Origin of the sequence: Streptomyces rectiverticillatus, from assembly GCF_013394065.1 — a bacterium.
Taxonomy (GTDB): domain Bacteria; phylum Actinomycetota; class Actinomycetes; order Streptomycetales; family Streptomycetaceae; genus Streptomyces; species Streptomyces rectiverticillatus.
On the sequence record NZ_CP040752.1, the window covers coordinates 972,954 to 999,895 of the forward strand.

The window sequence follows — 26,942 nt, forward strand, 5'->3', positions numbered from 1 at the left end:
GAGTGTGCTTGCGTGGCAAAGGAGTTCCCATCGGTGGGGGGGGGTTACGGGACGGCCGGGCGTGGCGCAGGGCCCGCCCGGCGGAGGGGGGTGGCTCGGGGCGGCGCTCAGCGCGCCGCGAAGACCTGCATCCAGCGCGGGCCGTCGTAGGCGAAGGAGACGCCGACGCCCAGCTCCGTGTAGGCGCAGTTGAGGATGGTCCGGCGGTGTCGGGGGTCGTCCATCCACACGGACACGACCGCGGAGGCGCTGCTCTGCCCGGTGGCGGCGTTCACCCCGTACGAGCTCCAGTGGTGGCCGGGCACGGCCGCCCGGCGGGCGAAGGCGGACCACTGGCCGGCGGGGGTGCGCGACGCGGTGTCGTCGGTGTGGCGCTGAGCGACGGCGACGAGCTCGGCGCTGAAGCGCACGGGCCCGCATCCGGCCTTGGCGCGCTCGGTGTTGACGATGCGGACGACCTCCTGGGCGGGGCCCGCGCCCGGGGCGGCCGGCGGTGGCGTCCGCCGGGGCGTGGCTCCGGCCGGGTCGGGGGCCGCGCTCGGGGCGGCCGGCTTCTCGGCGGCGGGCCCGGAGGGGCTCTTGGCCGCGGCGGGAGTCGCGGCGGGTGCCGGGGCCGGCGGCGCGGCGGGGGCGGAGGCGCGCACGGGAGTACGGCCGTCGGTATCGGAGCGGGCGACGGCCGTGGCGTCGGTGCGGTCCGGCCCGGCCGGCGTGGGGTCGCCGGCGGTGACCGGGACAACCTGGACCGGGCCGCCGGGTGCCTGCGGACGGGCGCTCTCGGGCGCGGCGTTGAAGAGGTGCGGGCCGCCCAGGGTGCCGCCCACGACGACGACGGCCACGACACCGGCGGCGACGACGGCCCGGCGCGCCAGGCGCCCGAGGTCGGCGGGGGTGCCCGGCGCCGGCTCCCCGGGCGGTGCGGAGTCCGCCGACGGCTCCGGGGCCCCGGCGGAGGCGCTGCCGGGAGCGGTGGCGGCGCAGGCCGCCATGGGGCCGCCGGGGGGCGCTGCGGTCACCCGGGCGAGCAGGGCGGCGCCGACGGGGACGAGCCCGAGGCCGGCCAGCAGCCCTTCCGCGGGCACGAGCGCGGACCAGTGCCCGCCGCACTCCGCGCAGCCGCGCGCGTGCCGGGCGATGCGCTTGCGCCACAGGGGGCTCGGCGCGCCGTCCCAGTCGCCGAGGGCGCCCGTGAGCTCGGGGCAGCGCGGGTCCGTGGCGAGCGCCCGGACGACGACGCGGGCGGTCTCCAGCTGGGCCTTGGTGCGCTGGACCCGGACGGCGGTGTACTGCGGCGAGCGGCCCAGGGCCGCGGCGACCTCGGCGCGGCTCAGCTCGCCCGCGGCCTCCTGCCACCACAGGGCCATGACGACCTGGTCGTCGCCGTCGAGCCAGCGCGTGGCCTGTGCGGCCTGTCTGCGCTGTCCCTGCAGACCGAGGCGGATGATCGACCACTCGACGAAGTCGGGCTCGGGGGCGGCGGCTTCGCCGACCTCCTGCAGGCCGCCGGACGGCGCGTCCTTGCGGTCCTTGAGCTCCTTGCGCCAGTGGCTGCGTATCTGGTTCATGGTGATCGCGACGAGCCACGAGCGGAACCCTTCGGGGTCCCGCAGGGCGTGCAGGCCGCCGACCATCCGGATCATGGTCTCCTGCACGACGTCGTCGACGTCCGCGTGCCCGTTCAGGGCGCGGCCGACGATGTTGTAGACCAACGGCAGGCAGGCGGCGACCAGCTGGTCCTGCGCGGCGTCGTCCCCGCCGCGCGCCGCCTCGACCACACCGGCCGTGCTGTCCAAGTTCACGTTCCGCCCACCTCTTTCCGCTCCACCGCATCGGCGGTCTTACGCATGGGAGACCTGGGGGCGTGCGGCGGATAACAGAAAAATCTGCGGTTCGGCGGAATCTTTTTTGCCGAGGCGGGTATGACGGGTGCTCACACCCGGGCGAGGGCCCTGTCAGCAGCCCCGTCCGCAGTCCCGTTCCGCGCCGTACGGCGCCCCGTACGGCGCCGGTAATAGGCGATGGTCACGGCCGTCAGGAGCGGCGGCCAGGCCAGCAGGGGGACGTAGCAGACGGCGAGGAGCGCGTCCTGGGCCGCGGTGCCCTGCCAGATGGCCTGCTCCGGGTTCACGTAGGGGGCGCAGACGAACCAGACGGCGAGTGCGGCCAGTGCCGTCGCGCCCAGCAGCGCCGGGACCACCGCCGCGAGCGGGCGCACCCGGCGGCCGCCCAGCAAGGGGATCCACCGCGGCACGACTTCGCCCCAGGGCCGCACGAGTCCGAGCGTGAGCAGGGCGAGGGCCTCGGAGACCGCGGTGAGCGAGAGGACGTAGAGGGCTCCCCAGACGGTCATGTCGCCGTCGGGCGCGGCCACCGGGAGCCCGGCGACGAGTGCGATCCGCCACAGCCCCGACGGCAGGGTGACCAGGGGCACGGCGTGGGCCGCGAGCACGGCCCATCGGGGCACGTCCGGCAGGGCGTTCATCTTCAGCATGGGATCCATGCTGGTGGCGGGCCCGGCGCCCCGCGTCCGCCCGCGGAACGGTCCTCCTCCGCCGCGCGGCGGAGGACGGGCTCACCCGTCAGGGGGCGTCTTCGGCCGCGGCGGCGACGAGTTCGGCCTCGAAGCCGTCCTCGTTCTCCAGGTACGCGGCGTAGTGGGCGGGCCCGCCGGCGAACGGGTGCTCGCCGGGGAACATCAGCCGCCAGCCGTGTTCCGGGGCCTCCTCCACGAGCGCGTCGACGGCGGCCCGGCTCTCCACGGGGAAGGCGACGTGGTTCATGCCCGGCCTGCACCGCTCGTGGGTGCCGGCCGCGAGCGCGGGCGACTGCTCGACGACGAGGTAGAAGGCTCCGAGCCGCCAGCTGCGGCCGTGCTCCCAGCGCTGGTGGGGTGTGTAGCCCAGGGCGCCGAGCAGCCAGCCGAAGCTCTTCGCGGCGCGCTGCAGGTCGGGCACCCACAGTTCGAGATGATGCAGCACGCCCACGCCCCCGGCGGTCAGGTGGTCGGTCCGGCCGGCCCGGGGCTCACCGGATCGGCACGTCGGAGATCGTACGGGCTATCACCAGCCGCTGGATCTCGCTCGTGCCCTCAAAAATGGTGTAAATAGCGGCATCGCGGTGCATCCGCTCCACCGGGTACTCGCGCGTGTAGCCGTTCCCGCCGAGGATCTGCATGGCCTGGGCCGTGACGGCCTTCGCCGTCTCGCCCGCGAACAGCTTGGACATCGAGCCCTCCGCCGCGGTGAAGGGCTTGCCCGCGGTGGCCATCCAGGACGCGCGCCACACCAGCAGCCGGGCCGCGTCGATACGGGTGCGCATGTCGGCGAGCTGGAAGGCGACGCCCTGGTTGTCGATGACGGGCCGGCCGAACTGGTGGCGCGTCTGGGCGTAGTCGAGCGCCACCTCGTACGCGGCGCGGGCGATGCCGACGGCCTGGGCGCCGACCGTGGGGCGGGAGGCCTCGAAGGTGGCCATGGCGGCGTTGTGCGTACGGGCACCGCCGGTGCGCACGCGCTCGCGGGCGCGGGCCAGGCGCTCGTCCAGCTTGTCCTTGCCGCCGAGGAGGCAGTGGCCGGGCAGGCGGACGCCGTCGAGGACGACCTCGGCGGTGTGCGAGGCGCGGATGCCGTGCTTCTTGAACTTCTGCCCCTGGGAGAGCCCCGGGGTGTCCGGCGGGACGATGAAGGAGGCGTGGCCGCGCGCGCCCAGCTCGGGGTCGACGACCGCGACGACGATGTGGACGTTCGCGATGCCGCCGTTCGTCGCCCAGGTCTTCGTCCCGTTGAGGACCCATTCGTCCTTGGCCTCGTCGTAGACGGCGCGGGTGCGCATGGCCGAGACGTCCGAGCCCGCGTCCGGCTCGGAGGAGCAGAAAGCGGCGATCTTCACGTCATGGGCGTCGCCGTACATCTGCGGGAGCCAGGTGCCGATCTGCTCCTCGGTGCCGTTGGTGAGGACGCCGATGGCGGCGAGTCCGGTCCCGGTGATGGCCAAGCCGAGGCCGGCGTCGCCCCAGAAGAGCTCCTCCATGGCCATGGGGATGCCGAGGCCGGTGGGGTCGAAGAACTGCTGGGCGTAGAAGTCGAGCGAGTACAGCCCAATGCGGGCGGCTTCCTGGACGACCGGCCACGGGAACTCCTCGCGCTCGTCCCACTCGGCGGCGGCCGGGCGCATCACTTCGGCCGCGAAGCCGTGGATCCAGTCGCGCACCCCCCGCTGGTCCTCGTTGAGCTCCATCGTGAATTCGGCCATGCCCGTCTCCCACCCCTGCCGGCAACCCTTACTCGCGGTAACATGAGTATGTTACCGACCGGTAGTAGTGTCAACCGTCCCGCCTCCCGGATTCGCTGGGTGGAGCGGGTGTTACGTTGCGCAGGCGTCAGGAATCACAGGGGCGGGGAGGCAGGTCATATGGAAACCAGTCAGCGGGAGGACCAGCAGCATGCGGCGGAGCGGCGCCGCAAGGAGCTGCTCGAGGCGGCGGACCGGGTGGTGCTGCGGGAGGGGCCCGGTGCGTCGATGAACGCCATCGCGGCCGAGGCGGGCATCACCAAGCCCATCCTCTACCGGCACTTCGGCGACAAGGGCGGGCTCTACCGCGCCCTGGCCGCCCGGCACACCGACGCACTGCTCGTGGGGCTGCGGGCGGCGCTGGACGCCCCCGCCGAGCGCCGCGACCGCGTCGAGCGGACGCTCGACAGCTATCTCGCGGCCATAGAGGCCCGGCCGCAGGTCTACCGCTTCCTGATGCACCCCGCCGACGAGGGCCATCCCTCCGACCAGGGCGAGCAGGGTTTCGACGTCGGGCGGCACTCCGCTCCCCTGCTGCGGCGGATGGGCGAGGAGCTCGCGCAGGTCATATCCGAACGCGTCGACCTCGGCCCCGACAGCGACGAGCTGTCGCGCGCCTGGGGCCACGGCATCGTCGGCATGATGCACGCCGCCGGCGACTGGTGGCTGCGCGAGCGGCCCTTCCCGCGGGAGCACCTGGTGCGCCACCTCGCGGACCTGCTGTGGGGGCGGCTCGCCTCTTCGGGTGACCTGCCGGGCGGCCCCGGCTTCTGACGCGTGCCGCGGCCGGCCGCCCGTACGCCCTACGCCGTACGGGCCGGCTCCGGCTGCGCGTCCGTGCGCCCCGCCCACGGCGCGCGGCGTACGGCCCGCAGCGCCCGGCGGCGGCGCAGCCCCGTCACGTGGTCCAGGTAGAGCCCGCCGCCGAGGTGGTCGCACTCGTGCTGCAGGCAGCGGGCGAAGAAGCCGGTGCCGGTCACGCGCGCCGGGGCGCCGTCCAGGGTGAAGCCCTCGACGACGGCGCGGTCGAAGCGCGGCGTGCCCGCCTCGATGCCGGGGACGGACAGACAGCCCTCCGGCCCGCGGACGGTGACGCCGTCGGCCTCGACGAGCCGGGGGTTGACCAGGTGGCCGAGGTGGCGGCGGTCCTCGTCGTCCGGGCAGTCGTAGACGAAAACGCGCAGCGGGACGCCGATCTGGTTGGCCGCGAGGCCCACGCCGGCGGCGGCGTACATCGTCGCGAACATGTCCTCGACGAGCTGCGCGAGGCCGTCGCCGAAGTCCGTGACGTCCTCGCAGGGGGTGCCGAGCCCCGGGTCGCCGAGCAGCCGCATGGGCCGTACGCGTCCGGAAGAGCCGGGGATGGAGCCGTTTCGCATGGGTCAACCCTACGTTCCGTGGGCGGCCGGTTCGGGCCTGCGGCCGGATCTCGATAGGCTGATCCCCGACCGGAGCCTCCTGGCTGGCGATTCGGCGCGGAGGGGGCGTTCCACCACCGGCGGACCAGGGAACAGGCCCGGCGCCCAACAAGGAGGATCTAGGACGATGGCAGGCAACTCGGGGCCACTGTCGCCGCGGGCCAAGCTGGCCGTGACGGCGGGCAAGGCGGCTGCGGCGGTGTCGCGGGCCGCAGGCCGTGGCAGCGGATCGGTGATCGGCGGCAAGGTCGCGCTCAAGCTCGACCCCGACCTGCTGGCCCGGCTGGCGACCCACCTGGACGTGGTCCTGGTGTCGGCCACCAACGGCAAGACGACCACGACCCGGCTGATCGCCGAGGCGCTGCGCGCCAGCGGACCGGTCGTGTCCAACGCGCTGGGCGCGAACATGCCGGCGGGCATCACCTCCGCCCTGGCGGGCGGCTCGGACGCGCGCTACGGCGTGATCGAGGTGGACGAGAAGTACCTGGCGGGTGTCGCCCGGGACGTCTCCCCCAAGGCCATAGCGCTGCTGAACCTCTCGCGCGACCAGCTCGACCGGGCCGCGGAGACGCGCATGCTCGCCGAGAAGTGGCGTGAGGGCCTGGCGGGCAGCAAGGCGGTGATCATCGCCAACGCCGACGACCCGCTGATCGTGTGGGCGGCCTCCTCGTCGCCGAACGTGGTGTGGGTGGCGGCCGGCCAGGAGTGGAAGGACGACGCCTGGTCCTGCCCGTCGTGCGGCGGCGTGATGCAGCGCCCCGGCGACGACTGGTTCTGCGGCGAGTGCGGCTTCCGCCGGCCGACCCCCAGCTGGGCGCTGTCGGGCGACTATGTCCTCGACCCGCACGGTTCGGCCTGGCCGATCCACCTGCAGCTGCCGGGCCGGGCCAACAAGGCCAACGCCACCACCTCCGCGGCCGTCGCGGCCACCTTCGGCGTCCCGCCGCAGGTCGCCCTGGAGCGGATGTACCAGGTGCAGGCGGTCGCGGGCCGGTTCGACGTGGTGCAGTTCCTCGGCCGCGACATCCGGCTGCTGCTGGCCAAGAACCCGGCCGGCTGGCTGGAGACGTTCTCGCTGATCGACGGGCCTCCGGCGCCGGTGATCCTCGCGGTCAACGCCCGCGGCGCGGACGGCACCGACACCTCGTGGCTGTGGGACGTGGACTACCCGCGCCTCGCCGGCCACCCGATCTTCGTCATCGGCGACCGCAAGCTGGACCTGGCCGTCCGGCTGGAGGTCGCGGGCCTGGACTTCCGGGTCTGCGAGAGCGTGGACGAGGCGGTGCAGGCGGCTCCGCCCGGCAGGATCGAGCTGATCGCCAACTACACCGCGTTCCAGGACGTCCGCCGCCGCGTCGGCAACTGACCCGCGCAAGCACCGAAGGATTGTGAGCATGAGCCAGAACAGTCTGCGTGTGGTGTGGGTCTACCCCGACCTGCTCAGCACCTACGGCGACCAGGGCAACGTCCTGGTCCTGGAGCGGCGGGCGCGCCAGCGCCGGCTGGATGTCCAGCGCGTGGACATCCGGTCCGACCAGCCCATCCCGACCTCCGGGGACATCTACCTGATCGGCGGCGGCGAGGACCGCCCGCAGCGGCTCGCGGCCGAGCGGCTGCGCCGTGACGGCGGTCTGAACCGGGCCGTCGCCAACGGCGCGATCGTCTTCTCAGTCTGCGCCGGCTACCAGATCCTGGGCCACGAGTTCATCAACGACCTGGGCCAGCGCGAGCAGGGCCTCGGCCTGCTCGACGTCATCAGCACCCGCGGCGAGGGCGAGCGCTGCGTCGGCGACGTCCTCGCGGACATCGACGAGCCGCTGGGCCTGCCGCCGCTGACGGGCTTCGAGAACCACCAGGGCATCACCCACCTCGGCCCGACGGCCCGCCCGTTCGCCCGCGTGCGCTACGGCAACGGCAACGGCTCGGGCGACGGCTTTGAGGGTGCATACAACGACACCGTCTTCGGTACGTACATGCACGGCCCGGTGATGGCCCGTAACCCGCACATCTCGGACATGCTGATCAAGCTGGCGCTGGACGTCAACGCCCTGCCGCCGGTGGACGACCGCTGGTACGAGGCGCTGCGCGCCGAGCGGATCGCGGCGGCGACCCAGTCGGCGTAGCCCTGCCGACCGCATGACGGACGGTCGCGTCCCCCGCCGCCTACCGCTAGTAAGGTGGCGGGGACGCAACCGGACGACGGGGTCCGGTCTCCCGCCCTGTTGCGAAGGTTTCCCCCTGTCATGCGCATTGGTGTACTCACCTCCGGTGGCGACTGCCCCGGTCTGAACGCCGTCATCAGGTCCGTCGTGCACCGCGCGGTCGTCGACCACGGCGACGAGGTCATCGGCTTCCACGACGGCTGGAAGGGCCTCCTCGAAGGCGACCACCGCAGGCTCGACCTGGACGCCGTGGCCGGCATCCTGGCCACCGGCGGCACCATCCTCGGCTCCTCGCGCGTGCAGCCCGCGCAGCTGCGCGACGGTGTCGAGCGGGCCAAGGGCCATGTGGCCGGCCTCGGTCTGGACGCCGTCATCCCCATCGGCGGCGAGGGGACCCTCAAGGCCGCCCGCCTGCTGTCGGACGCCGGCCTGCCGATCGTCGGCGTGCCCAAGACCATCGACAACGACATCGCCTCGACCGACGTCACGTTCGGCTTCGACACGGCCGTGGGCGTGGCGACCGAGGCGCTGGACCGGCTGAAGACCACCGCGGAGTCGCACCAGCGGGTGCTGATCGTGGAGGTCATGGGCCGGCACACCGGCTGGATCGCCCTGCACTCGGGCATGGCAGCCGGTGCGCACGCCATCGTCGTGCCCGAGCGGCCCTTCGACATCGACGAGCTGACCGCGGTCGTCGGCCGGCGCTTCGAGGCGGGCAAGCGCTTCGCGATCGTCGTCGTCGCCGAGGGTGCCAAGCCGCGCGAGGGCTCCATGGCCTTCGAGACGGGCGCCACGGACGTCTACGGGCACGAGCGGTTCGCCGGGGTGGCCCGGCAGCTCTCCGGGGAGCTGGAGCGGCGCCTGGGCAAGGAGGCCCGCCCGGTGATACTCGGCCACGTGCAGCGCGGCGGCACGCCCACCGCGTACGACCGCGTCCTCGCGACCCGGTTCGGCTGGCACGCGGTCGAGGCGGTGCACCACGGGGCGTTCGGCATGATGACGGCGCTGCGCGGCACGGACATCACGCTGGTGCCGCTGGCGGAGGCCGTCGAGCGGCTCAAGACCGTGCCGCAGGAGCGGTACACCGAGGTCGAGTGCGTGCTCTGAGCCGTTTTTCCCGGTGTCTCCCGCCCCCAGGCGGGGCGCCCCCGGCCGCGGACGCGGCCCGGGGCGCCTCTACTCTGGTCCCGGCGCATCGGTGCGAAATGGGAGAGAGCGGATGGATCACAGCGGGCACGGCATGATGCACATGGACATGCCGCCGTTCACGCTGGGACGGGGTCTGCAGTTCAGTGGCGATCCATTCTTCATGATCGGCTGTCTGCTGGCCCTGGCCCTCTACGGCTGGGCGGTGGTCCGGCTGCGGCGGCGCGGGGACGCCTGGCCGGTCGGCCGGATCGTCGCGTTCGTCCTCGGTGTGCTGAGCGTGTGGCTGGTGATGTGCACCAAGCTCAACGACTACGGCATGGTCATGTTCAGCGTGCACATGGTGCAGCACATGGTCATCAGCATGCTGTCGCCGATCCTGATCCTGCTCGGCGCCCCGGTGACCCTGACGCTGCGGGCGCTGCCCGCGGCCGGGCGCGGCCGCAAGGGCCCGCGCGAGTGGCTGGTCGCCCTGCTCCACAGCCGCTACATGCGCGTCATCACGCACCCGGTGTTCACGATCCCGCTGTTCATCGCGAGCCTTTACGCGCTGTACTTCACCCCGCTCTTCGACTTCCTGATGGAGTCCAGGACGGGCCACATCGCGATGATGGTGCACTTCCTCGCCGTGGGCCTGGTGTTCTTCTGGCCGATCATGGGCGTGGACCCGGGCCCGCACCGGCCGGGCTACGTGATGCGGATGCTGGAGCTCTTCGCGGGCATGCCCTTCCACGCGTTCTTCGGCATCGCGCTGATGATGGCCTCGGAGCCGATGATCGGCACGTACATGCACCCGCCGGCCTCGCTGGGCATCGACGCCCTGGAGGACCAGCAGGCGGGCGGCGGCATCGCCTGGGCGTTCAGCGAGATCCCGTCGGTCGTGGTGCTGCTCGCGCTGGCCTACCAGTGGTACCGCTCCGAGCAGCGGCAGGCGCGGCGCTCGGACCGGGCCGCGGACCGCAACGGCGACAAGGAGCTGGAGGCCTACAACGCCTACCTCGCCTCGCTGCGCTCGCGGGAGACCTGACGGGCGGGCGTACGCGCGAGGCGTGCGCGAGCTCTGGCGGCAGGGGCCGCGGCCGGGAGACCATGGACTCCAGGCCGCGGCCCTTTCTGCGCGTCGGCGCGCTCCCGGGCCGCCGTGAGGAGGTGCGGGGATGCCCGGATCGACGAAGACGATGGCGGGGCTGACGGTGGGGTGCCTCGTCGTGGTGACCGCGTACACGGTGACGATCGGCAGCAACGGCTGGCTGTGGTTCGCGTGGGTGATGCTGACGCTGCTGACGATAGGGACGCTCGTGGCCCGGGGGACGTGAGCGGGGGCCGGGCAGGCCGGAAGCGGATCAGAAGCGGAAGACCGGCCCGGTCGCCACGTCGAGCGCGCAGGGGTTGGGGAAGGTCTTGTGCCAGACGACGGGGCGCCCGTTCCAGTCGCCCTCGGCGGTCGCGGTCACCGGGTCGTACTCCCGCGTGCACTGGTGCCCGGCTCCGGTCACCCGGCCGGGGTCGCCCTTGGCGCGGTGCAGCGTCGTGCACGCCTCCGTCGCGTGGGGGTGGTGGCCGCCGGCGTCCGGGCAGCTCAGCTGGACCCCGCGGATCCAGGTGTTCTGCGCGCCGGAGACGGTGAGGAAGAACCGCCCGTCGGTGCCGTCCGAGCCGCCGGAAGGGCCCTGCAGCTCGTCCGCCGCGGCGGACGGGGAGGCCAGGGCGAGGAGCGCGGCGGTGGTCGCCGCGGCGGCCACGGCGGTACGGGGTAGGGACATCGGTGCCTCCTGGGGCGCGGGGGTGCCCGGGCCCAAGGCCATCGCGCGCGGACCGCGCCGGGCAAGCTGCCACACCGTGCCGTCGCCCGGGTGGCGGCGGCAGGTCACCCGGCCGGTCCTCCGGCGCCGCGGGGTCGGGCGGCAGGGTGCTGACGGCGGGTCAGCGCGGGACGGTCGGCCGTGGGCAGGGCCACCGTACCGCCCGTAACGCCCTTGCCAGGGCCCTGCGATGCCGGGGATGCGGGGGAACGCACGGCGGACGGGGGCGCGTTGGAGTGCAGCACGGTGCGGGGGCGCATACGGCTTCCGTGACCTGAAGCGGCCCCGCGGGCGCGGCGCGGGGCCTGCGCGTCACCGCTGCCCGGTCAGGCACGGGACGCCCCGCACCGCCGCCAGCCACTCCGCACGCAGCCGCTCGTAGGCCCGGCGCTCCTCACCGTGGAGCATCCGGCCGCGGCGCTCCGCCAGGAACGCGCGGATCGCGTCGTTGATCTCCTCGGGCGACCGGGTGAGGTCCGGGTTGGCGGGCATGAACACAGGCTACGAGGAGCGGGCGGCCAAAACACCGAGAACCGTCGAGGTTCGCAGAATGCTCATCAAATGGTCATCCAGCCTGATACGTCCCCGTACGAGCCACGGGCAGGACCCCGACCGTCACGACGACCGCCCACAGGCGTGACCGGATCCCGGTTCATAGCCATCCCCAGGCTCAACCCGCCCCATTAAACGGATGCTTGAATTCCGCGGCCAGCGCTGGTCATATTATCTTTCCGCCTAAGTATCAGGCTCCACTCCCGGCCCTCCCAGTCCCCTGGACTCGTTGCGGCCCGGGTGCCCTGCTCATATATCCCTTCGGGGACGTCAAGCAACGGAGTGCTCATGCCTCAGACCGGCTACGTCTACGTACCGAAGCCTTCCCGTGAGAACCTCGCCACCGGCCTTCGCCACAACCTCTGGGGTTGGCGCTCCAGTGCCCTCGACCGGGCCGGAGCCCGCGACAAGGTCAGGCGACTCGCCGAAGGCGACTTCCTCGTCCTCGGCCACCGTGGCCCGAACAGCCGCGTCAAGCCCGGCGGCTGGTCCGACGCGACGCTCAAGCGCGTGATCGTTGCACAGGTCACGGCTCCCCTCTTCACAGCGACCGAGCAAGTCTGGCTCGACGACGTCTATCCCGAGCGCCTGGGCATATCGGTCGTCTCCGAGGACGAGGACATCCCGGGTACGGTCCTCGGGCCGGAAGCCATGGAATGCCTGCGACTCTCCGCCAACAAGCAGGGAGCGGCAGTACTCGTTCCGGACGCCGGCGGTGTGGCCACGATGGCCACGCGACTGCCGGACAACGGCGATGGCACGGCCGACGGTGTCGTCGAACACACCGGTGAGATGAACACCTTCGCGAAGGTACTGGTCCGGCGCGAGCAGCAGAAGCTGCGCCGTAAGAAGTTCGGCTCCGAGCCGACCGAGCTCACCTGCGCCTTCTGTGAACGCGTCCTGCCTCCGCGCATGGTGCGGGCTGCACACATCAAGCGCCGTAGCGTCGCCAATCGCGAAGAGCAACTCAACCTCTCCAACATCACGGCGGCGTGCCTGATCGGCTGCGACGAGCTGTTCGAGCACGGCTATATCTATGTCAACGAGGACGGTCTCATCGAAGCCGGCGTCCAGGCCGATGTGACGGCGGACCTGAAGCGGGCGGCGATCAATGTGGCAGGTCGAGCGATGAAGGACTACAACGACGCGAGTGCCCCCTTCTTCGCCTGGCACCGGAAGCACATAGCTCACTGACAGAACCGGACACAGCACTGTGCCCCACCCTCCAAGAGGGTGGGGCACAGTGCTGTCTAGTTGCCGACCACGTTCTACTTCGCCGCGGCGGGCTTCGGCGGCTCGGGGATGGCGTGCGGGGCGCACGTCACGTCCTTCGCGTCGAGCTTGCCCTCGATGAGGTAGGCGTCGAGCTTGGCGTTGATGCAGGGGTTGGCCTCACCCGTGACGCCGTGCGAGCCGGCGCCCTTCTCGGTGATCAGGCGGGAGCCCTTGAAGCGCTTGTGCAGCTCCACGGCGCCCGCGTACGGGGTGGCCGCGTCGCGCTCGGCCTGGATGATGAGGGTCTGCGGCAGGCCCTTGTGCGTGGTGACCTCGATGGGCGTGCCCTGCGGGCCCTTCCACGTGGCGCACGGGAGGTTCATCCAGGCGTTGGCCCAGGTCATGAAGGGGGCCTCGCGGTGGATGCGGGTGTTGTCGCGGTCCCACTTCTTCCAGCTGGTGGGCCACTTGGCGTCGGCGCACTCGACCGCCGTGTAGACGGCGTTGCCGTTCTCCTTGGAGATATTGCCCGCGGTGTCGGACAGGTCGGGGCCCGCGCCCTCGACCAGCGGCTTCTCGTCACCGGCGACGTACTTGCTCCAGGTCTCGGCGACCGGGACCCACGAGGAGTCGTAGTACGCCGCGTCCTGGAAGAAGGTGGTCAGCTCGGCCGGGCCGACGACCCCGCCGATGGGCTTCTTCTTGGCGGTGGCCCGGAGCTTCTCCCAGTTCTTCTGGACCTGGGCCCGGGTGGAGCCGAGGTGGAAGGTGGAGTCGTACTTGGCGACCCAGTCCTCCCAGTCCTTGAAGCGGGCCTCGAAGGCGACGTCCTGCTCCAGGTTGGCCTGGTACCAGATGTTGTCCTGGGCCGGGTTGACGACGCTGTCGACGACGAGGCGGCGGACGTGGCCCGGGAACAGGGTGCCGTAGACGGCGCCGAGGTAGGTGCCGTAGGAGACGCCCAGGTAGTTGAGCTTCTTCTCGCCGAGGGCGGCGCGGACGACGTCGATGTCGCGCGCGGTGTTCGCCGTGGTGAGGTACGGCAGCAGCTTGCCGCTGCGCTCGGCGCAGCCGTCGGCGTACTGGCGGGCGAGCTTGCGCTGGGCGAGCTTGTCGGCCTCGCTGGCAGGCACCGGGTCGGGCTTGGGCGCCGCCACGAACTTCTGCGGGTCGACGCAGGAGATCGGGGCGGAGTGGCCGACGCCGCGCGGGTCGAAGCCCACGAAGTCGTACGCCTTCGCCGTCTTCGCCCAGAGCGGGGCCTTGGTGGTGATGCGGCGCGGGAACCTCATGCCGGAGCCGCCGGGGCCGCCGGGGTTGTAGAGGAGGGCGCCCTGGCGCTCGTCGGCGGTACCGGTCGAACGGGCCCGGTCCACTGCGATCTTGATGGTGGGCCCGTCCGGCTTGGCGTAGTCGACGGGGACCGTGACGTAACCGCACTGGATGGGCTTCTCGAGGCCCCAGGAGGCAGGACAGTCCTGCCACTTGATGCCCGCCTTGGCCGCGCGCTCGGCGGCCGTCTTCACACCGCGGGCCTCTGCGGCCCCGCCCGGCACGCGCTCGCTCGCGCCGGCGGCCGGGGCGGTCAGGAACCCGGCCACCAGCGCGCCGGTCACCAGGGTGCCGGCCGCGCCGAGTATTGACGTGTGTCTCACGAAGGAATCCCCCTGCTGGGTACGCCGCTTGGAGCGGCGGAGATCGCAATGCTGCAGGGGGATCCTTTCGTCTCCCATCCCACAAAGGACAGGTCGTACGAGTGTTCTTTACTAATCCGTAAGAATGATGAAACATGCGGTGACGCGTGAGGCGGCATTCATCACCGGCACACCACATCACCCGTATCGCACTATCTACCGACATCCATCCCCAAGAGCCCGGTTTCGAGCAGCGTTCGCAACTGCAGGCCGTCCGGCGCCACGGCGCTCACCACCGCGGCCGGGCCGGCCAGCGGGGCGACGACGGCCGCCGGGCCAAGCACACGCGGTGCGACCGGGGCCGTCCCGAAGGCCGGGTCGACGACGAGGAGTTGACCGGCCGCCCGGTGACCACCCAGGACAGCCCCGCCGTCCCAGCCGGGCACGCCCGGGCCGTACGACAACTCCTGATCGTAGAGCGGGCGTCCGCCGCGCCGGACGGTGAGGCGGGCCGTCAGCCGGCCCGGCCGCTCCCCCGCGCGCCCCAGGATCTGCTCCTCGCGGAACACCAGCCGGGCCGTGGGGGCGAGTTCGATGCGCGTGGTCATCCACAGCTCGCCGCCGCGCGCGGAGATCAGCGGTTCGGGGAGCCAGCGCAGCTCGGCGCCCTCGCCGACCCGGATGCGCACGTCGTAGGTCGCCGGAGCACCCGTACGGCCGGGCAGGGCGATCGTGGCGGCCGTGGTGGAGAAGTGCACCACGGCGCCGTCCTCCACTTCGGCGGACAGCGTGAGGGCGTCGCCGCCCAGCGGCGCGCTCATCGCGCCGACCAGGCACACCCGCGCCTCGGCCCCCGGCGAGCGCAGCCGCCGCAGGGCGAACGGGCCGCCGCCGTCGAGGACGGGCAGGGCGGTGCCGCCCCTGCCGTCCGCGACGGCCACGATCCGGGCGGAGGCCCGCAGCCCGGCTCCCTGCGGTGGCGCGGTTGCGGCGGCGAGAGCGGTCACGAGGACTCGGTCCAGGCGGCGAGCCGGGCGCGCACCCACGTCGTGACCGGCTCCACGCCGCCCTCCGTGACAAGGGACGTGAAGGCGGCCGGGAGTTCGCCCCGCTGCGCCTTGGCGTCGCGGGCCATCCCCTCCAGGTCGACGCCGACGTACGGGGCGAGGTCGGTCTTGTTGACGACGAGCAGGTCGGCGGTGGTGATGCCCGGGCCGCCCTTGCGCGGGATGTCGTCGCCGCCCGCGACGTCGATGACGAAGATCTGCGCGTCCACCAGGCCCTTGGAGAAGGTGGCGGTGAGGTTGTCGCCCCCGGACTCGACCAGGACGAGGTCGAGCGGCCCGACCGCGTCCTCGAGGTCCTCCACGGCCTCCAGGTTGGCGGAGATGTCATCGCGGATGGCGGTGTGCGGACAGGCCCCGGTCTCGACTGCGGTGATCCGCTCCGCCGGCAGGACGGCGTTGCGCAGCAGGAACTCGGCGTCCTCGCGGGTGTAGATGTCGTTGGTGACGACGGCGATGGACAACTCCTCGCGCAGGGCACGGCAGAGCGCGGCGACGGTCGCGGTCTTACCGGACCCGACGGGCCCGCCGAGGCCGATCCGCAGGGCGCGACGCGTCCCGTCGGGGCGGACGGGGGAGGCGGCGCTGTAGGTGTGGCGGTGGGGGTAGGTCTCGGGGTGGTCGAGGTGCATGGTCCCTCCGGGGGGTTCGGTGATGGGTGGGGGCAGGGGTAGGGGTCGTACGGTCCGGCTCCGCGCGGCGGGGCTTCGCCGGGCTGCGGTGCTGTACGGCACCGCCGGACTGCCACGTCGTGGTGTCCCGCCGTTGCGGCGGAACGGACATGCCGGCCTCGCCGGCGAGGTACCCCGGCGGCGCGGGCCCGGCCGCGAGTCCGCCGGCCCCGGGCGGCGGGGCTTCGCCGGGCTGCCGTGCTGTACGGCACCGCCGGAATGCCACGTCCTGGTGTCCCGCCGTTGCGGCGGAACGAACGTGCAGGCATCGCCGGCGGGGTACCCCGGCGGTGCAGGCCCGGCGGCATGTCCGCCGGCTCCGCGCGGCTGGCTTCGCCGGGCTGTGCTGCTGTACGGCACCGCCGGACTGCCACGTCGTGGTGTCTCGCCGTTGCGGCGGAACGTAAGTGGCGGTCTCACCGACGAGGGACCTTGGCGGCGGAACGGACGTTCCGGCCTCGTCGGCGGGGTGGCCGGTCGTCCGGGGGCGCTCGTGCCACGCGCTTCGTGGGGTGGCCATCAGCTGGCGAACAGTCGTACGGGCCAGGCCGCGTGCTGTTCCGCCGTGATGTCCAGCAGCGGGGCCGCGGCGGCCGGGAGGGCGTCCGGGCCCTCCGCGGACGCCCGCGCCGCGGACGCGGTGGCTGCCGCCGCCACCGCGTCGAGCTCCGGCGCCAGCCGGGCCAGGACGGCCGTCGCCACGAACGGGTCGAGGCTCAGCAGGCGTACGACCGCGGTGGCCGGACCGCTGACCGACTCGTAGACGGCGGCGTAGGCGGCGTCCAGCGGGCCGAGCCCGGCGGACCGGGCCGCGAGGCCGAGGACGACCGGCTGGTGGGCGCCACGCGGGCGGGCCGCGGCGAGGGCGTCGAGCTCCGCCGAGGGCCAGGCGGCGCGGGCGGCGCGCATCATCTGCCGGCCCAGGCGCCGGGCGGCGGTGCGCAGGGCGGGTGCGGGGGTGCGGGCGTCCGCGGCGTCGTCGAGGGCGAGCGGGTCGACTCCGGCCGCGGCCGCCGCGGCGAGGGCGGCCGCGGTGAGCCCGGTGGTGTGCAGTCGGCCCCGGCAGAACTCCTCCAGGGTCCGGCCGTCGGTGATCCGCCCGGCCTTGACGGCGGCCTCGGCCCCGCCGGAGTGGGCGTGGCCGCCGGCGGGGAAGCGCCCGTCGGCGAGGACGAGGAGGGCGGCGGTGCCGGCCGTCCTCGTCGCGGCCCGGGCCGGCCCCGCGCCTGCGACGGTCTCGGTCGTCGTGCTCATCAGAACAGGAAGTAACGCTGGGCCATCGGCAGTTCCGCCGCCGGCCGGGGCTCGATCGCTTCTCCGTCGACGGTGACCGTGAACGTGTCGGGGTCGACCTCCACCCTCGGGCGGGCGTCGTTGTTGCGCATGTCCGCCTTGGTGACGCCGCGCGTGGAGCGTATGGGGACGAAGCGCTTGCCGAGGCCGAGGCGTTCGGGGAGGCCGTCGTCCATGGCCCACTGGGTGACGAAGTTGAGGGAGTTGGCGGCCGGGGCCCGCCCGTGGGCGCCGAACATGGGGCGCGGCAGGACCGGCTGCGGGGTGGGGATGGAGGCGTTGGCGTCGCCCATCTGCGCGTAGGCGATCTGGCCGCCCTTGATGACGAGCTGCGGCCGTACGCCGAAGAAGGCGGGCTCCCACAGCACGAGGTCCGCGAGCTTGCCCGGCTCCACGGAGCCGATCTCGTGGTCGAGGCCCTGCGCGACGGCCGGGTTGATGGTGTATTTGGCGACGTAGCGCCGGGCTCGTGCGTTGTCGGCCGGTCCGTCGCCGGGCAGGGGGCCGCGGCGTCTCTTCATCACGTGCGCGGTCTGCCAGGTGCGCAGCACGACCTCCCCGATGCGGCCCATCGCCTGGGAGTCGGAGGAGATGATCGAGATCGCTCCGAGGTCGTGCAGGACGTCCTCGGCGGCGATGGTGCCGGGCCGGATGCGGGATTCGGCGAAGGCGAGATCCTCGGGGACGGCCGGGTTGAGGTGGTGACAGACCATCAGCATGTCGAGGTGTTCGTCGACGGTGTTGACGGTGTGCGGCCGGGTGGGGTTGGTGGAGCTGGGCAGGACGTTGGCCTCGGAGACGACGGTGATGATGTCGGGGGCGTGCCCGCCGCCGGCGCCTTCGGTGTGGTAGGCGTGGATGGAGCGGCCGGCGATGGCGGCGAGGGTGTCTCCGACGAAGCCGGCCTCGTTGAGGGTGTCGGTGTGGATGGCGAGCTGGGCGCCGCTCTCCTCGCACACGGCCAGGCAGGCGTCGATGACGGCGGGGGTCGCCCCCCAGTCCTCGTGGATCTTGAAGCCGACGGCGCCGGCCCGCAGCTGGGCGCGCATCGAGTCGTAGGAGACGGTGTTGCCCTTGCCCAGCAGGCCGATGTTGACGGGGTAGCCCTCCATGGCCTCGAACATCCGGGCAAGGTGCCAGGCTCCGGGGGTGACGGTGGTGGCCTTGCTGCCCTCGGCCGGCCCGGTGCCGCCGCCGAGCAGGGTGGTGACGCCGGAGGCGAGGGCCTCGTCCGCGGCCTGCGGGCAGATGAAGTGCACGTGGGCGTCGACGGCCCCGGCGGTGAGGATCTTGCCGTTGCCGGCGATGACCTCGGTCTCGGGGCCGATGACGAGGTCGGGGTGGACGCCGTCCATGGTGTCGGGGTTGCCGGCCTTGCCGACGCCGGTGATCCGGCCGTCGCGGATGCCGATGTCGGCCTTGACGACGCCCCAGTGGTCGAGGACGAGGGCCCCGGTGATGACGGTGTCGGGGGCCCCGTCCGCCCGGGTCGCACGGGACTGGCCCATCGACTCGCGGATGACCTTGCCGCCGCCGAAGACGGCCTCGTCGCCGGCGTGCCCGGGCCCGCCGCTGCGGTCCTCCTCGATCTCGACGACGAGGTCGGTGTCGGCGAGGCGGACGCGGTCGCCTGCGGTCGGCCCGTAGAGGCCGGCGTAGGCGACGCGGCTGAGTTCAGTCATCGAGCGGTCCCCCGCACTCGCCGCGCAGACCCTCGACGATGCGCTTGCCGCCGATGGGGACGAGGTCGACCTGGAGGGGGATGCCCGGCTCGAAGCGGACGGCGGTGCCGGCAGCGATGTCGAGGCGCTTGCCGCGGGCCGCCGCGCGGTCGAAGTCGAGGCCGGGGTTGGCCTCGGCGAAGTGGTAGTGCGAGCCGACCTGCACCGGGCGGTCGGCGGCGTTGAGCACGGTGAGCCGGGTGCGGTGCAGCCCCTGGTTGAGGGCCACGGGCTCGGCGGCGTACAGGATTTCTCCGGGGATCATCGCGGGTCCTCCCCCGTCAGCAGATCGGTTCGTGGACGGTGACGAGCTTGGTGCCGTCGGGGAAGGTGGCCTCGACCTGGACGTCGTGGAGCATCTCGGGGATGCCCTCCATGACGTCGTCGCGGGTGAGCACCCTGCGCCCGGAGGACATCAGCTCGGCAACCGTGCGGCCGTCCCGGGCGCCTTCGAGGACGTGGACCGTGATCAGGGCCACCGCCTCGGGGTGGTTGAGGAGCAGGCCGCGGGCCTTGCGCTTGGCGGCCACGTCGGCGGCCACGTGCAGGAGCAGTCGTTCCTGCTCGCGCGGGGAGAGTTGCATGCGTCCCACCTCACTGTCGTCCCAGGTGTCCCGGATGGACGCACCGGGACGCTACCCGAGTTCAACACGGTGTTGACCTGGGGTTCTTCGGCCGGTGGCCGGTGATTGCAGATTAGGGCGGAACCTTTTCCAACGCGTTAACTGACTCTTTGCATTGTCATGGCCATGGACCCGGGAGCCGTCTGTCGTCTGCATCTACTGGATCTTCTGGGCCGGATCATGGCCGTCCGTCCGCACGACACGTACCGCCGGCTACGGGCGGCGCAGACCATGGTCGTCGCGGTGGCGCGACGGCGCCGCGGCTCGCATGCCTGTACGAAACAGGCGAACGGAAGGTGCGAGCGGGTCATGCCGACGCGGACGGTACGGGTCCCCGGCGCAGAGCGCCGGGGGCGAAGGGATCTCCGCGCCATGTGCGCCGGAGGGCCGGGGGTCCGCACCCGGATAAACCCCGGTCCCCTCCATGAAGGATCACGGCGTAGACGGGGCGCGGTGATCGATTTGGCGCGGGCGGCCGGATTGCTCCCGGGCCGGTACGAACCGCCGCAGGCCAGCGGCTCAGCCGGCTTGCGCGCACACCACCAAATCGCCCCGCGTCCACCGGAATTGCCCAGAAGTGATCAGGCTCACATACCCCTGGTTCCGCTCGGAATCGGCACGGCGGCTGCGCCAAGATCCCTTCGACGACAAGACCCCGCCACCCCGGCGGGGCGGTCCCGGTGGACGCCGAACCCTGCCGCCGCCGGGATGCCGGGTCGACTTCAGTGCAACGGCAGGGATGGAGGACCCAAGAGTGGTGGGACGACCAAGAGTAGTGCGGTCGGCCCTTGGGGTGAAGCCGTTGACAGCGGCCGGGCAACCTTCGCCTGCCCGAACCCGACAGGTCATCCTTCACAGGCGGCTGACGAAGGGTTAGCGCATGGGCGCGCACAAACGTCCGTCAAAGCTGTCCAGGGCCGGTGCCGCATCGGCCCTCACTCTCGCCGCTGTCGGGGCCACCGTGCTGGCTCCGGGCGGCGCGGCAGAGGCGGAGGCGTCGACCGTCTCCACCCAGGCACTGCGGATCGCGGCCTCGAAGCAGGGCTCCCCGTATCAGTGGGGGGCGACCGGACCCTACCGGTTCGACTGCTCGGGCCTGACGCTCTACTCCTTCAAGCGGGCCGGGAAGTCCCTGCCCCGCACCGCCGCCCAGCAGTACAACAGCACCCGGCACATCCCCCGCTCCGCACGCGAACGCGGCGACCTCGTCTTCTTCGTCTCCGGGCGCGGGATCTACCACGTGGGGATATACAACGGGGACGGCCGCATCTGGCACGCACCCAAGACGGGCGCGGTCGTCCGGCTGGAGCGGATCTGGACCAACAGCGTCCGCTACGGCCGGGTCGGCTGACCCGGCGTCACCGGCCCGCCCCCGGAGCCCCCGGAAGGCCCGGTGACACGGCTCCCCGCAACTCGCCGTAACTCCCCGCACGAGGGCCCGAAGAGGCCCGAGGCCCCCCGCACCGCGTGCGGGGGGCCTGGCCGGCCGGAGGGGAGTTCAGCGCTCTGCGCTGACCGGCGCGGTCCAGGGGAGGGAGATCCACACCGTCTTGCCGCCGTCGGAGGTCGGCGTGCAGAACAGCCGCCCCCCGTGCTCAGCGGTGAGACAGCGGATGATCACCATGCCGCGGCCGTTGTCCTGCTGGACCGCGGCGGGCAGCCGCCGGGGGAAGCGCGGGTGGCTGTCGGTGACGCCGATGCGCAGATGCTGATCGCGGTCGAGGCGGACGTCCACGGTGAAGGTGGGCGACTGTCCCCGGGTGTGCTGCACGGCGTTGGTCGCGAGCTCGGAGACGATCAGGCGCACGGTCTCGGAGGTGTCCGTCCCGCCCGGAAGCCCCCAGTCCGCCAGCACCTCCGCGACGTAGCGGCGCGCCGTGGAGACCGAGGCGGGGGCGCTCGGCAGCGTGACGGTGGCTTCTTGGTGGTCTGCCATGGCGATGGCCCTTTCAGCCGAGGTCCCGCCGAGACCGGACTCCGGTGCACTGCCACGGAAAAGTCGGGAAGCGTGCCGTAAGTCGTGGGGGGCATGAGCGGCCTCGGACGGCTCTGCGCGACAGACTGCCACTGATAACGCCTGTGATGGGAGCGATCCCCCAAGATATGCATATATCTGTCGCCCGAAGCAGTGAACTCTACGACGAGCGACCGGATTCACACGGCACACTGGGCTATTGACACTGACGTATGACAACGACAGTGACCCAGGGGAGGGCCAATGCGGTACGGACCGGCGGTACGCCGCCGCAAGCTGGGTGCGGAGCTGCGCCGCCAGCGCGAACTGGCCGGGCTGACGAGCCTGGAGGCCGCGCGCGCGGTGGGCTGGCACCAGTCGAAGGTCAGCCGGATCGAGACGGGCAGCAGTGGCGTGAAACCGGCGGACGTGGCCCGGCTGCTGGACGCCTACGGGGTCGCCGACGCCGAGCTGCGCGCGCTGCTGGGGGCGCTGTGCGGCGCGGGGTCCACCGAACCGGGCGAGGGCGCGGGGGCCCGGCGCGGCTGGTGGTACGCCTACCGCGACCGGCTGCCGCCCGCCTATCTCGACTTCATCAGCCTGGAGTCGGAGGCCTCGCGGTTAAGCACCCTGGAGACCACCGTGGTGCCCGGCCTGCTGCAGACGCCGGACTACGCCCGCGCCGTGACCCGCGCGGCCCTCGGCGACCCTGCGCCGGAGCAGGTCGAGGAGCTGGTGCGGGTGCGCCTGGCGCGCCAGGCGGTGCTCCGGGGCGAGCAGCCGCTGGAGGTGTGCGCCGTGCTGGACGAGGCCGTACTGCGCCATGAGGTCGGCGGAGCGGAGGTCATGGCCGGGCAGTTGCGGCACCTGGTGGAGACGGGATCGCTGGGGCACGTGCGGCTGCACGTCCTGCCCTTCTCCAGTGGCGGCCATATCGGCATCACCGGGCCTTTTGTTATTTTCTCATTTCCGCGCATTGCTGATCTGGATGTGGTTGTTCTCGACCACTTGACGAGTAGCCTCTACCTGGAGCGGAAAGAAGACCTCCGGGCGTACGGCGCGGCCTTCACGACACTGCGCGCACACGCCCTCTCGCACGAGAAATCGCTGGAATTCATCGCCGGGATCAACGACGGCGCGTAAGGAGGCACCATGTCCGCAATGCCTCGGTACGTACCCCACCGTTCCACCCCTGCAGCGCTTTCCCTGCTCCGCGAGGCTCCATGGCGGCGCAGCAGTTACAGCACCGGATACAACAACTGCGTCGAGACGGCCGGACCGCTCCCCGGCCGCCTCCTCGCCGTGCGCGACTCCAAGCGGACGGGCGGTCCCGCTGTCCTCTTCCGCTCCGCCGCGTGGACCTGCTTCGTCGAGGGACTGCGCGACGGCGGGATCGACCCGCTCTGACCCGGTAAGGCCCTTTCGTTAAGGCCCTTTCGTTCAAGCGGCCGGCGCGGTCCGTACGATCGCGTCGGCCGCGGCCGTCACCTGCCGGTCCGACAGATCGGCCCGGGCGGTCAGCCGCAGCCGTGAGACGCCGTCCGGCACGGACGGCGGCCGGAAACAGCCGACCGCGATCCCCGCCTCCCGGCAGTCCGCCGCCCACCGCACCGCCGCCTCCGGCGAGGGTGCGCGTACGGAGACCACCGCCGCGTCGGGCCGTACCGCCGCGAAGCCCGCCGCCACCACCCTGCGGTGCAGCTCGGCGGCGATCTCCCGGACCCGTTGCGCCCGCTGCGGCTCGCGGCGCAGCACCGTGAGGGCCGCCAGCGCGGCACCGGCCGCCGCCGGTGCGAGGCCGGTGTCGAAGATGAACGTGCGGGCGTTGCTCACCAGGTGCCGGATCACCCGCTCCGGGCCGAGCACCGCACCGCCCTGGCTGCCCAGCGCCTTCGAGAGCGTGACCGTCGCGACGACGTCCGGGGCGCCCGCCAGTCCCGCCGCGTGCACCGCGCCCCGGCCGCCCTCGCCGAGGACGCCGAGCCCGTGCGCGTCGTCCACGAGCAGGGCCGCCCCGTGTTCGCGGCACGCCCCGGCGAGCGCGGGCAGCGGGGCGGCGTCGCCGTCGACGGAGAAGACGGAGTCGGTGACGGCGAGCGCGCGGCCTCCGTGTGCCGCGAGGGCCTTGCGGACGGCGTCCGGGTCGGCGTGCGGCACGACCGCCTTCTCGGCGCGGGCCAGCCGGCAGCCGTCGATCAGGGAGGCGTGGTTGCCTTCGTCGGAGACGAGCAGGGCCGCACCCTCGGCGCCGCCGCCGGGCCCGGCGAGCGCGGTGACGGCGGCGAGGTTGGCCGCGTAGCCGGAGGAGAACACGAGCGCGGACTCGAAGCCGCAGAAGGCGGCGAGCTCCTCCTCCAGCCGGGCGTGCAGGGCGGTGCTGCCGGTGACCAGACGGGAGCCCGTCGCCCCGGCGCCCCACCGGCGGGCGGCCGCCGCGGCGGCCTCGGTGACCTCGGGGTGGCGGGTGAGGCCCAGGTAGTCGTTGCCCGCCAGGTCGGTCAGCGGCGAGTCCGCGGGGCGGGGCCGCAGGGTCCGTACGAGCCCGGCCGCCAGGCGCCGCTCGTGGTGCGCGTCGATCCAGGCGAAGGGGTCCCGGAAGGCGGGCCGGGGCGTGTCCCGGGTCGGGTCCTGAGGCATGCGGCCTTCCTTCGCGTTCCAGGGGGCTGGGGGCCGGTTCTGTGGAGCCCGGATAGAACCTCTGTAGAACGTAGCGGGCGTCACACCTGGTCAGGGTGTGGCAATACACACACATCAATCCGCGGGAGTTGTGCGATCCCTACCTTGGCCCGGGGTACGGCCGTGAGCGAGGATCACCGCCATGGACCTGCTGAACACGCTGGTGGACAAGGGGCTGCGGCGCGAGCCGCCGACCCGCGAAGAGGCGCTCGCCGTGCTGGCGACGTCCGACGACGACCTGCTCGACGTGGTGGCCGCGGCCGGCAAGGTGCGCCGCAGGTGGTTCGGGCGCCGGGTGAAGCTCAACTACCTCGTCAACCTCAAATCCGGGCTCTGCCCCGAGGACTGCTCGTACTGCTCGCAGCGGCTCGGTTCCAAGGCCGGGATCCTCAAGTACACCTGGCTCAAGCCGGAGGACGCCTCCAAGGCCGCCGCCGCCGGTGTCGCCGGCGGGGCGAAGCGGGTCTGTCTGGTCGCCAGCGGGCGCGGGCCCACGGACCGGGACATCGACCGGGTCTCCAAGACCATCGAAGCGATCAAGGAGCAGAACGAGGACGTCGAGGTGTGCGCCTGCCTCGGACTGCTCTCCGCGGGCCAGGCCGAGCGGCTGCGCGCCGCCGGCGCCGACGCGTACAACCACAACCTCAACACCTCCGAAGCCACCTACGGCGACATCACCACCACGCACACCTACGCCGACCGCGTCGACACCGTGCAGCAGGCGCAGGCCGCGGGCATGTCCGCCTGCTCCGGGCTGATCGCGGGCATGGGCGAGAGCGACGAGGACCTCGTCGACGTCGTCTTCTCGCTGCGCGCGCTGGACCCCGACTCGGTGCCCGTCAACTTCCTCATCCCCTTCGAGGGCACGCCGCTGGCCAAGGAGTGGAACCTCACGCCGCAGCGGGCGCTGCGCATCCTCGCGATGGTGCGGTTCGTCTGCCCGGACGTCGAGGTGCGGCTGGCCGGCGGGCGCGAGGTGCACCTGCGCTCGATGCAGCCGCTCGCCCTGCACCTGGCCAACTCGATCTTCCTCGGCGACTACCTCACCAGTGAGGGCCAGGAGGGCAAGGCCGACCTGGACATGATCGCGGACGCCGGCTTCGAGGTGGAGGGCACGGACACGACGACGCTGCCGGCGCACCGGGCGGACGTCGCCGCCGCGCAGGCCGCCTCCGGCTCCGGATCCGGCTGCGGCGGCGGTTCGTGCGGGCCCTGCGGGGACGGCGGCGCCCCGGCCGCGGCGGCGGCCCCCGAGGCCGGGGCCGAGGTTGCGCCCGAGGTCGTCACCGACCAGGAGGCCCGTACGGACCTGGTCGCCGTGCGGCGCCGCGGGGCGGGGACGGACCTGCCGCCCAATGCCTGAGCCGCTCACCCCCGGCGAGCTCCTCGCCCTCGACCGGCAGCACGTGTGGCACCCCTACGGTCCGATGCCCGGCCGCCAGGAGCCGCTGCTCGTGGCGTCCGCGTCGGGAGTGCGGCTGCGGCTCGCCGAACCGGTCGACGGCGTGCACGAGTTGATCGACGGGATGTCGTCGTGGTGGTCCGCCGTCCACGGCTACAACCACCCCGTCCTCAACGAGGCCGCGCGCGAGCAGCTGGGGCGGATGAGTCACGTGATGTTCGGCGGGCTCACCCATGAGCCCGCCGTGCGGCTGGCCGCCCGGCTCGTGGAGATCACCCCCGAGGGGCTGGAGCACGTCTTCCTCTCCGACTCCGGCTCGGTGTCCGTCGAGGTCGCCGTCAAGATGTGCCTGCAGTACTGGCGCTCGGCCGGGCGGCCCGGGAAGCGGCGGCTGATGACGTGGCGCGGCGGCTACCACGGGGACACGTGGCAGCCGATGGCCGTGTGCGATCCCGACGGCGGGATGCACGAGCTGTGGTCCGGGGCGCTCCCGAAGCACGTCTTCGCGGACGCGCCGCCGGCTCTCTCGTCCGGCCCGGAGGCCGTCCCCGCGTACGCGGCGCACCTGCGCGAAACGATCGCCGCCCACGCCCACGAACTCGCGGCGGTCATCGTCGAACCGGTGGTGCAGGGTGCGGGCGGGATGCGCTTCCACGATCCGGTGTTCCTGCGGGTCCTGCGGGAAGCGTGCGACGAGCACGACGTGCTCCTCGTCCTCGACGAGATCGCCACCGGGTTCGGCCGCACGGGCCGGCTCTTCGCCGCGGACCACGCGGGCGTCACCCCCGACGTGATGTGCCTCGGCAAGGCGCTCACCGGCGGATACCTGAGCATGGCGGCGACGCTGTGCACGTCGCGGGTGGCCGACGGCATCTCGCGCGGCGAGGTGCCGGTGCTCGCGCACGGGCCGACGTTCATGGGCAACCCGCTCGCCGCGGCCGTGGCGAACGCGTCGATCGACCTGCTGCTGGAACAGGACTGGCAGACGGAGGTCAAGCGCATCGAGACGGGACTGCGCGACGGGCTCGCCGAGGCGGCCGCGCTGCCGGGTGTCCGGGACGTCCGGGTCCTCGGCGCGATCGGCGTCGTCCAGCTCGACCACGAGGCGGACGTCGCGGCGGCGACGCGCGCGGTGGTCCGCGAGGGCGTGTGGCTGCGCCCGTTCAGGGACCTGCTGTACGTGATGCCGCCGTACGTCACGAGCGACGAGGACCTGGCCAGGGTGTGCAGGGCGGTGCACACGGCGGCCGGGGTCGCCTGACGGCCGCAGCTCGTTCGACGGTTCACCTGGTGGCGGCCGGGTGCCGCCGGACTCCGCC

At 72.7% G+C, this 26,942-nt stretch carries 28 protein-coding genes and 1 riboswitch; of the genes, 12 read left to right on the plus strand and 16 right to left on the minus strand.

Annotation, left to right across the window (positions count from 1 at the left end; genetic code table 11):
- Positions 1 to 107: 107 nt before the first annotated feature.
- The 4 genes from FGW37_RS03850 to FGW37_RS03865 all read right to left on the minus strand — a co-directional run bounded on the left by FGW37_RS03850 (position 108) and on the right by FGW37_RS03865 (position 4,251).
- On the minus strand, positions 108 to 1,799 hold the full coding sequence (locus tag FGW37_RS03850; RefSeq protein ID WP_179079759.1) for a sigma-70 family RNA polymerase sigma factor: 1,692 nt from the start codon (positions 1,797 to 1,799) through the stop codon (positions 108 to 110).
- 131 nt (positions 1,800 to 1,930) lie between these two features.
- Positions 1,931 to 2,491 (minus strand): hypothetical protein, encoded by a 561-nt coding sequence (locus FGW37_RS03855; RefSeq protein ID WP_179079760.1) that lies wholly within the window; start codon positions 2,489 to 2,491, stop codon positions 1,931 to 1,933.
- 88 nt (positions 2,492 to 2,579) lie between these two features.
- Positions 2,580 to 2,978: a VOC family protein gene (locus FGW37_RS03860; RefSeq protein ID WP_179079761.1), complete on the minus strand. Its 399-nt coding sequence runs from the start codon at positions 2,976 to 2,978 to the stop codon at positions 2,580 to 2,582.
- A gap of 46 nt (positions 2,979 to 3,024) precedes the next feature.
- The gene (locus FGW37_RS03865) at positions 3,025 to 4,251 is read right to left on the minus strand and encodes an acyl-CoA dehydrogenase family protein (RefSeq protein ID WP_179079762.1); all 1,227 of its coding nucleotides are present in this window, start codon (positions 4,249 to 4,251) and stop codon (positions 3,025 to 3,027) included.
- A 159-nt stretch (positions 4,252 to 4,410) separates the two neighbouring features.
- Between FGW37_RS03865 and FGW37_RS03870 the strand changes: the two genes are divergently transcribed.
- A complete protein-coding gene (locus tag FGW37_RS03870; protein ID WP_179079763.1) occupies positions 4,411 to 5,064 on the plus strand; it encodes a TetR/AcrR family transcriptional regulator in 654 nt (217 codons plus the stop codon).
- Positions 5,065 to 5,093: 29 nt separating this feature from the next.
- Here the strand turns inward: FGW37_RS03870 and def are convergent, their stop codons facing one another.
- Positions 5,094 to 5,669 (minus strand): peptide deformylase, encoded by a 576-nt coding sequence (gene def, locus FGW37_RS03875; RefSeq protein ID WP_179079764.1) that lies wholly within the window; start codon positions 5,667 to 5,669, stop codon positions 5,094 to 5,096.
- A 166-nt stretch (positions 5,670 to 5,835) separates the two neighbouring features.
- Between def and FGW37_RS03880 the strand changes: the two genes are divergently transcribed.
- The 5 genes from FGW37_RS03880 (at position 5,836) to FGW37_RS03900 (ending at position 10,332) form a co-directional block, all read left to right on the plus strand.
- Complete coding sequence (locus tag FGW37_RS03880; protein ID WP_179079765.1) at positions 5,836 to 7,074, plus strand: MurT ligase domain-containing protein; 1,239 nt, start codon at positions 5,836 to 5,838, stop codon at positions 7,072 to 7,074.
- Positions 7,075 to 7,102: 28 nt separating this feature from the next.
- Positions 7,103 to 7,831: a type 1 glutamine amidotransferase gene (locus FGW37_RS03885; RefSeq protein WP_179079766.1), complete on the plus strand. Its 729-nt coding sequence runs from the start codon at positions 7,103 to 7,105 to the stop codon at positions 7,829 to 7,831.
- A gap of 120 nt (positions 7,832 to 7,951) precedes the next feature.
- A complete protein-coding gene (locus FGW37_RS03890; protein ID WP_179079767.1) occupies positions 7,952 to 8,977 on the plus strand; it encodes a 6-phosphofructokinase in 1,026 nt (341 codons plus the stop codon).
- Between the two features lie 112 nt (positions 8,978 to 9,089).
- A complete protein-coding gene (locus tag FGW37_RS03895; protein ID WP_179079768.1) occupies positions 9,090 to 10,043 on the plus strand; it encodes a cytochrome c oxidase assembly protein in 954 nt (317 codons plus the stop codon).
- Between the two features lie 130 nt (positions 10,044 to 10,173).
- The gene (locus FGW37_RS03900; RefSeq protein WP_179079769.1) at positions 10,174 to 10,332 is read left to right on the plus strand and encodes a hypothetical protein; all 159 of its coding nucleotides are present in this window, start codon (positions 10,174 to 10,176) and stop codon (positions 10,330 to 10,332) included.
- A 27-nt stretch (positions 10,333 to 10,359) separates the two neighbouring features.
- Here the strand turns inward: FGW37_RS03900 and FGW37_RS03905 are convergent, their stop codons facing one another.
- Both FGW37_RS03905 and FGW37_RS03910 read right to left on the minus strand, forming a co-directional pair.
- Positions 10,360 to 10,779: an SSI family serine proteinase inhibitor gene (locus FGW37_RS03905; RefSeq protein ID WP_179079770.1), complete on the minus strand. Its 420-nt coding sequence runs from the start codon at positions 10,777 to 10,779 to the stop codon at positions 10,360 to 10,362.
- Positions 10,780 to 11,130: 351 nt separating this feature from the next.
- Positions 11,131 to 11,310, minus strand: a complete 180-nt coding sequence (locus FGW37_RS03910) for a hypothetical protein (RefSeq protein WP_179079771.1) — start codon at positions 11,308 to 11,310, stop codon at positions 11,131 to 11,133.
- Positions 11,311 to 11,658: 348 nt separating this feature from the next.
- Here FGW37_RS03910 and FGW37_RS03915 point away from each other — a divergent pair, with 348 nt between their 5' ends.
- Positions 11,659 to 12,564, plus strand: coding sequence for a hypothetical protein (locus FGW37_RS03915; RefSeq protein WP_179079772.1), 906 nt, complete (start codon positions 11,659 to 11,661; stop codon positions 12,562 to 12,564).
- 74 nt (positions 12,565 to 12,638) lie between these two features.
- Here FGW37_RS03915 and FGW37_RS03920 read toward each other — a convergent pair whose 3' ends face one another.
- The 7 genes from FGW37_RS03920 to FGW37_RS03950 all read right to left on the minus strand — a co-directional run bounded on the left by FGW37_RS03920 (position 12,639) and on the right by FGW37_RS03950 (position 19,552).
- Positions 12,639 to 14,240: an alpha/beta hydrolase gene (locus FGW37_RS03920; RefSeq protein WP_246430255.1), complete on the minus strand. Its 1,602-nt coding sequence runs from the start codon at positions 14,238 to 14,240 to the stop codon at positions 12,639 to 12,641.
- 191 nt (positions 14,241 to 14,431) lie between these two features.
- Positions 14,432 to 15,226: an urease accessory protein UreD gene (locus tag FGW37_RS03925; protein ID WP_246430256.1), complete on the minus strand. Its 795-nt coding sequence runs from the start codon at positions 15,224 to 15,226 to the stop codon at positions 14,432 to 14,434.
- Complete coding sequence (gene ureG / locus FGW37_RS03930) at positions 15,223 to 15,915, minus strand: urease accessory protein UreG (RefSeq protein ID WP_179079774.1); 693 nt, start codon at positions 15,913 to 15,915, stop codon at positions 15,223 to 15,225. The genes FGW37_RS03925 and ureG overlap by 4 nt, the downstream gene beginning before the upstream one ends.
- A gap of 558 nt (positions 15,916 to 16,473) precedes the next feature.
- Positions 16,474 to 17,208, minus strand: coding sequence for an urease accessory protein UreF (locus FGW37_RS03935; protein ID WP_179079775.1), 735 nt, complete (start codon positions 17,206 to 17,208; stop codon positions 16,474 to 16,476).
- A complete protein-coding gene (locus tag FGW37_RS03940; protein WP_179079776.1) occupies positions 17,208 to 18,929 on the minus strand; it encodes an urease subunit alpha in 1,722 nt (573 codons plus the stop codon). Before FGW37_RS03940 ends, FGW37_RS03935 begins: the two co-directional genes overlap by 1 nt.
- On the minus strand, positions 18,922 to 19,233 hold the full coding sequence (locus tag FGW37_RS03945; RefSeq protein WP_058041472.1) for an urease subunit beta: 312 nt from the start codon (positions 19,231 to 19,233) through the stop codon (positions 18,922 to 18,924). The genes FGW37_RS03940 and FGW37_RS03945 overlap by 8 nt, the downstream gene beginning before the upstream one ends.
- 16 nt (positions 19,234 to 19,249) lie before the next feature.
- The gene (locus FGW37_RS03950; RefSeq protein ID WP_058041471.1) at positions 19,250 to 19,552 is read right to left on the minus strand and encodes an urease subunit gamma; all 303 of its coding nucleotides are present in this window, start codon (positions 19,550 to 19,552) and stop codon (positions 19,250 to 19,252) included.
- A 730-nt stretch (positions 19,553 to 20,282) separates the two neighbouring features.
- Positions 20,283 to 20,467, plus strand: a riboswitch (cyclic di-AMP (ydaO/yuaA leader).
- A 4-nt stretch (positions 20,468 to 20,471) separates the two neighbouring features.
- On the opposite strand from FGW37_RS03950, the gene FGW37_RS03955 reads away from it, so the two are divergent.
- Positions 20,472 to 20,942, plus strand: a complete 471-nt coding sequence (locus tag FGW37_RS03955) for a C40 family peptidase (RefSeq protein ID WP_179079777.1) — start codon at positions 20,472 to 20,474, stop codon at positions 20,940 to 20,942.
- Between the two features lie 147 nt (positions 20,943 to 21,089).
- On the opposite strand, the gene FGW37_RS03960 is transcribed toward FGW37_RS03955, so the two are convergent.
- The gene (locus FGW37_RS03960) at positions 21,090 to 21,527 is read right to left on the minus strand and encodes an ATP-binding protein (RefSeq protein ID WP_179079778.1); all 438 of its coding nucleotides are present in this window, start codon (positions 21,525 to 21,527) and stop codon (positions 21,090 to 21,092) included.
- Between the two features lie 282 nt (positions 21,528 to 21,809).
- On the opposite strand from FGW37_RS03960, the gene FGW37_RS03965 reads away from it, so the two are divergent.
- Positions 21,810 to 22,688, plus strand: coding sequence for a helix-turn-helix domain-containing protein (locus tag FGW37_RS03965; protein ID WP_179079779.1), 879 nt, complete (start codon positions 21,810 to 21,812; stop codon positions 22,686 to 22,688).
- 9 nt (positions 22,689 to 22,697) lie between these two features.
- Positions 22,698 to 22,952: a DUF397 domain-containing protein gene (locus tag FGW37_RS03970; protein WP_179079780.1), complete on the plus strand. Its 255-nt coding sequence runs from the start codon at positions 22,698 to 22,700 to the stop codon at positions 22,950 to 22,952.
- Positions 22,953 to 22,985: 33 nt separating this feature from the next.
- On the opposite strand, the gene FGW37_RS03975 is transcribed toward FGW37_RS03970, so the two are convergent.
- Positions 22,986 to 24,182 (minus strand): 8-amino-7-oxononanoate synthase, encoded by a 1,197-nt coding sequence (locus tag FGW37_RS03975; RefSeq protein WP_179079781.1) that lies wholly within the window; start codon positions 24,180 to 24,182, stop codon positions 22,986 to 22,988.
- Between the two features lie 181 nt (positions 24,183 to 24,363).
- On the opposite strand from FGW37_RS03975, the gene bioB reads away from it, so the two are divergent.
- Together bioB and FGW37_RS03985 are read left to right on the plus strand one after the other, a co-directional pair.
- The gene (gene bioB / locus FGW37_RS03980; protein ID WP_179079782.1) at positions 24,364 to 25,584 is read left to right on the plus strand and encodes a biotin synthase BioB; all 1,221 of its coding nucleotides are present in this window, start codon (positions 24,364 to 24,366) and stop codon (positions 25,582 to 25,584) included.
- The gene (locus FGW37_RS03985) at positions 25,577 to 26,884 is read left to right on the plus strand and encodes an adenosylmethionine--8-amino-7-oxononanoate transaminase (protein WP_179079783.1); all 1,308 of its coding nucleotides are present in this window, start codon (positions 25,577 to 25,579) and stop codon (positions 26,882 to 26,884) included. The genes bioB and FGW37_RS03985 overlap by 8 nt, the downstream gene beginning before the upstream one ends.
- The last annotated feature ends 58 nt before the right edge of the window (positions 26,885 to 26,942 follow it).